Origin of the sequence: Methylotenera sp. (genome assembly GCF_013141425.1) — a bacterium.
GTDB lineage: Bacteria > Pseudomonadota > Gammaproteobacteria > Burkholderiales > Methylophilaceae > Methylotenera.
In genome coordinates this window covers 1-5279 of sequence record NZ_JABFRA010000097.1, presented here as the reverse complement: position 1 = coordinate 5279, position 5279 = coordinate 1, and the positions used below count along the sequence as shown (strand labels likewise).

Below are 5279 nucleotides of genomic sequence, written 5' to 3'. Positions count from 1 at the left end.
TTGTTAGACTGGTGCCAAGAAAACAGTATTCAGTTAACAAACCCACCAGTTTCTAACTGAGTTCCTTCATCAATTAACCTCGAGTTACGTCTTTGTGAGGCTGACTGGCCGGTTTGGGTCGAATGTGAAGGCTAGTGCAGTCTGCTATCAGACTTCCCAATATCAGACTTTTGAATTGAAGGCTTCGGGCCCAATGCAGCCGGTCAATTAAATTTCAAAATACACATATTCAAATTATTTGATATAGTGTTATATCGATCACTAACAATATCGCTGCAAAAAATATAAATGGGTCAACGATGTACATCGGACCTTAATTTTATTGAGTCATTAGATATTGGTGTAATAGTGAAAAAAATAAAACTAATAATTGAAAGTCAAATAATGAGTAAAGCTCTTAGCAAGTTAACCTTCTGTCTTTTGATGTTTTTATCCTTCGCTGCAAGTGCAATTGAATATTCAAAAGATATTTTCCTCAGATACACCAATTATTCACTTGAATACAATATCAATACAGATGGCTCCTTTTCGGAAGAGCGCTCTTGGTCTATACAAGTATTGAAAGATCAGGTATTGGCCTATACCAAGCAAGCATCTATAAACTATAGTACAAGTGTTCAAAATGCTGAGGTGCTTGAAGCCTATACTTTGAAGGCTGATGGAAAGAAAATTAACGTTCCTAAAGACAGCTATCAAGTTACAATCAACGGTGGTAAGGGCAGCAATCAGGCTATTTTTTCAGATAGAACTACGTTAACAGTAGTCTTTCCAGAACTGGCAGTTGGTGACACGATCGTGTTTCATTACAAGCTCACTGCGAAAGAGGCGATCTTTCCAAATCAATTTTCTGCAACAGAAACATATCTAAAAAACATTGCTTATGATGATATAAAAGTCAAAATTGATGCTCCCAAGTCAATGAAACTGAGATATGACGTTAGGGAGATGGATGAAGAAAAAAATGCGTTTGAAAAAGATCGTCAGGTGTTAGTCTGGTCCAGAAAAAATAGTCAACCTATCATCAATAAGCGAACTAATTACTCAGCTTATAACAACGATGAAGATCCAGGATTTATCGTTTCCACATTTAACTCCCATGAAGAAATCGCAAAAGCTTACGGAAGTCGTGCAATACCAAAAGCTGTAGTAACTGAGCGCATTAAAAAACTTGCTGATGAAATCACCAAAGATAAAACCTCACAGGATGACATTGCACATAGTTTATATGACTGGGTTGCGACTAATATTACCTATGCAGGTAACTGTGTCGGATTAGGAACCGTTATTCCGCATGAAGTTGACTTTATCCTAGATAATCGCATGGGCGATTGCAAAGATCATGCGACATTATTGCAATCGTTTTTGTTAGCTAAAGGAATTGTAAGTACGCAAGCACTGATTAATGCAGGGACAGCCCATAAATTACCAAAAATACCAGAAGTTTCCATGGTCAATCATGTGATTAATTACATACCTGTGATGGATTTATTTTTAGATTCTACAGCTTCCTATATTCCATATCGTATGTTGCCTCCTAACGATCAAGGGAAGCCAGTACTTCTAGTGGATGGATACAAGCCAGATATGAAAGCTCCATCACAACAGCCAGGTACAAATATACAAGAATATAAATCTAGCTTGAAGATTAACTCAGACGGATCAGCTCAAGGTGAAAGTAAGGTAAACCTCAAAGGTCTCTATGCCGCCATCGCAAGATCTAACATGCGACCAATTTCACTAGATCAAGAAAAAGATATTGTTAAAAATAACTTTAAAGGACAAGGAGTTACGGCTACTGGTGAATTTACTAAAGATGATCCTAAAGCATTGCTGGATACATATAGTTATGGTGCTAAGTACAATGCACAAAACTTATATGTGTTTTCAAAATCTGGAGCTATCAGCCTAGGCACTATCCTCTTTAACTTTGCACCAATGGCTCAATTTGTGGGTGAAGCTGAATTGGAGGACTATACATTTGATTCAGGCTGTTCATCTGGTAAATCTTCCGAAGATTTAACTTATGAATTTCCAACAAACATTAAGATTATCTCTATTCCTGATAATTTTGAGATTTCCAACCAATACCTGACTTATACCGCTACATATAAATTGGAAGGGAATCTATTAAACGTAAAACGAGTAATTGATGATAGAACTAAAGGTGATGTTTGTAAGCCAGCTATGTTAAATGAAAACAAAAAGCTACTTAAACAAGCCTATGCAAATTACAAAGAGCAACTAATTTATAAAAAAATAGATACTCCTAATTAATTAAATTGGTCACGCTATGTCCAATATAAAACAGATTTTTTTGTGTTACCTATTAATATTTGCATCTATCAGCCATGCAGAAGCTGAGATTGGTTGCCCGCCAGCACTGAACCCCAATCCTGAAATAATTAAGGCTGCTGCACGTAATGCAAAAGACCACGGTTTTTTATGGAAACTGAGCAAACTGGGTCACATTTCCTATTTATACGGAACCATCCATGTTGGAAAAGTCGACTGGATGTTTCCTGGGCCTATAGTTAAGAAGGCAATATATTCTACAGATACTATGGCATTAGAGATGGATATGTTGGACCCTGACATTCAGGCTCGCATGAAAAAAAGCATGGAAACCATGCATGGTAATGCCTTACCTGAAGCATTAATAGAAAAGATGAAAAAGCAAGCAAAGGCTAAATGCGTTCCTTATGAAGCTTTGTCTAAAATGCCCCCTGAATTTCAGCTGATGACATTAATGTTATTGGATAGTCGTAAAAGTGATCTTGAGGCAGCTTATGCGATAGATAACATCTTAGCAAATTGGGGACACGCGGCTAAAAAAACGATAGTTTCGCTTGAGTCACCTGAAATGCAAATCGAAATGTTACTTTCGAATACGCCAGAGGAAACTGCTATTGCGACAGAAGAGGGTTTAGCCCACTTAGAATCAGGTCGTGCTAACAAGCAAATAAAACATATTACTGAAGCCTGGGTTAAATCTGACTATGACGATATAAGCAAATTCACTGAATGGTGTGAATGCTTAGATACTGATTTTGATCGAAAATCGATGAAAAGGTTGTTAGATGATCGCAACTTGAGTCTGGCAGATAATATCGATGCACTTCATATGGGTGGCAAGCAAGTATTTGCAGCAGTAGGGACTTTGCACATGGTTGGGGAGCAAGGTTTGCCAGCATTGATGTCGATGCGAGGATACGCAGTAGAAAAATTAATTTTTTATTAGCAGATGCTGCACTTGGGAATATATTAACAACCGGACTGAAAACGCAAATAGGTGATATAAGGAAATAGAATGCAGGTAAGAAGTTTTTTTGTAAAAATGTGGTTATTGACTGTGCTTTCTTTATTTTCATGCTGCGCATCAGCTACTGGATTAGAACCTGTGCCAGATTTTCTGCAGTGCAAATATTGGGGCGATGCACCGGTTGATGGTCCTAAAGCATTTGAACATTTCAGCATGAAAGTGTTTAGAGATTTTCGCACAAGCGGTGACCTTCTCGAACGAGATGCAAATGAGTGGAATATTCCAAGCTGCGTGTTTCAGGACGGAAATCCAGTTGTAGGCGCACTAGAAGGAGGGTTTCAAAGACTATTTACTACAGGATGGGATTGGACTGAGAGCCTAACTTACGTAGAGCAATTTAAGAAAAATTATCCGGAAGCTGGATTTGCAGCAATTGCTGAGGCAGCATATTGGAGAATCTACGCATGGAATGCCCGTGGTTATGGATTTATTTCTACGGTTACACCTGAAGGCTTAAAGCTTTTTACAGAGAGACTTGAAAAGGCTGAAAAAGTGTTAATCGACACTAAGCCTTATGCTACGGATTTCCCTAATTGGTATGCTGAACTGATAACAGTTCAGAGTGCTTTGAATCGACCCTATACAGATCAAGAGCAAACTTTTCATGAAGGAGCGCAAAAATATCCGACCTACTATCCTATTTACTTCGCGATGGTGCAATTTCATTTACCTAAGTGGGGTGGGAATTGGGTTCTTGAAGACAATTTGATTGCATGGTCTGTAGAAAACTCAAAAGTATCAAATCAAAATGCTGTCTATGCAAGATTATATTCATATGTATTTGAACATCTGCTACCTGAAGAGAACTTTTTTAAAGACACCCTTGTTTCATGGCCTAAAATGAAGCTAGGCTATGAAGATATGATGATTCAGTATCCAAAAAGCAAATACAATTTGAATAGATTCGCTATGTTTGCATGCAAAGCGGAAGATAAAGAAACGTTCCTGAACCTTAGGCATAACATTGGAGAAAATACGATGCTTGAGGCTTGGGCACAAAACCCGTTTCAAGAGTCCACACCAAACATTAAGATAGTGACTCCTCCTCAGGTTAGATTGGATCCTCGCTTAGGTCGAACATCTAATATACGGTTAAATCAAATATATCAGCAACCTATCGTTGTAACTTTACCCCCTGAGGGGCAGAAGTCCTTGACGTTGTGTGATTCAAAATATGGATATTCAAAGTAAACAATGTTTATTCTCAATATTTATTACGTAAAGTGAATCGCTGTAAGTGGCTTGGCTTTCTAAATATGTTGACCACCCATATTTACTGATATTGGCAGTAGTAGTCGCTGCACCGATTCTCTGGCAATACTTTAAGTGGTTCTTCGATGATTTGAATGGTTTTATTTCTGATGCGAGTTTAGGAGGACTTCCAGATTGGTATGCTTTTCTCAAGGATAAGTATTGGGAAGGTGAATGGGCAGAAGTTAAAATATTTTTCTTTATACTGCTCTGTGTTGGATTCACAGCCTCACTTTATAAAGCAGCTACACTCATATTTTATTAAACAACAAGAGACTCTTGATATGTTCATCCATTCCAGATTAAGAAAGTAATTCATGGAAACTTTCTTAATCATAGGACTTACAGTTCTCTCAATATTGAATGTACATGTATCGCTTAAATGCTATCAAGATGTGCTATCTTCGAGTGGACAGCGCATAGCTCAAATAGCATTTGTTTGGTTAATTCCGATAATAGGAGCTGTTTTGACGCTAAAATTATTACGAGATGACTTTGAACGGGGTAATGGTAAATATCCAGAAGCACCGAATGATGTGGTAGATGATTATACGACAGGCTTAGGAAGACTCAACTCTCAAGGTGTTAATTTCAGTGCAAAAATGCACCAGATCTCTTAGGGATTTGCGTGTAGAAGTGCACCACCCTAGGAGTTGATAAACTCTCGCAATTTTGCGAGGCTCACCTAGGATGATCTGTATGGAAACCA

The 5279-nt window shown here is 38.0% G+C and carries 5 protein-coding genes; all 5 read left to right on the top strand.

The annotated features are described in order from the left end of the window. Positions 1 to 348: 348 nt before the first annotated feature. A complete protein-coding gene (locus HOO90_RS08740) occupies positions 349 to 2274 on the top strand; it encodes a DUF3857 and transglutaminase domain-containing protein (protein ID WP_292842139.1) in 1926 nt (641 codons plus the stop codon). Between the two features lie 16 nt (positions 2275 to 2290). Next, a complete protein-coding gene (locus HOO90_RS08735) occupies positions 2291 to 3238 on the top strand; it encodes a TraB/GumN family protein (protein WP_292842137.1) in 948 nt (315 codons plus the stop codon). Between the two features lie 69 nt (positions 3239 to 3307). After that, positions 3308 to 4510 (top strand): hypothetical protein, encoded by a 1203-nt coding sequence (locus HOO90_RS08730; protein ID WP_292842135.1) that lies wholly within the window; start codon positions 3308 to 3310, stop codon positions 4508 to 4510. Between the two features lie 46 nt (positions 4511 to 4556). Then, positions 4557 to 4835, top strand: coding sequence for a hypothetical protein (locus HOO90_RS08725; protein ID WP_292842133.1), 279 nt, complete (start codon positions 4557 to 4559; stop codon positions 4833 to 4835). 52 nt (positions 4836 to 4887) lie between these two features. Next, the gene (locus tag HOO90_RS08720) at positions 4888 to 5190 is read left to right on the top strand and encodes a hypothetical protein (protein WP_292842131.1); all 303 of its coding nucleotides are present in this window, start codon (positions 4888 to 4890) and stop codon (positions 5188 to 5190) included. The last annotated feature ends 89 nt before the right edge of the window (positions 5191 to 5279 follow it).

Excerpts from the sequence above, each read along its gene's own strand:
- HOO90_RS08720 (WP_292842131.1), top strand. The coding sequence starts at position 4,888 with ATGGAAACTTTCTTAATCATAGGACTTACAGTTCTCTCAATATTGAAT.
- HOO90_RS08730 (WP_292842135.1), top strand. The coding sequence starts at position 3,308 with ATGCAGGTAAGAAGTTTTTTTGTAAAAATGTGGTTATTGACTGTGCTT.
- HOO90_RS08735 (WP_292842137.1), top strand. The coding sequence starts at position 2,291 with ATGTCCAATATAAAACAGATTTTTTTGTGTTACCTATTAATATTTGCA.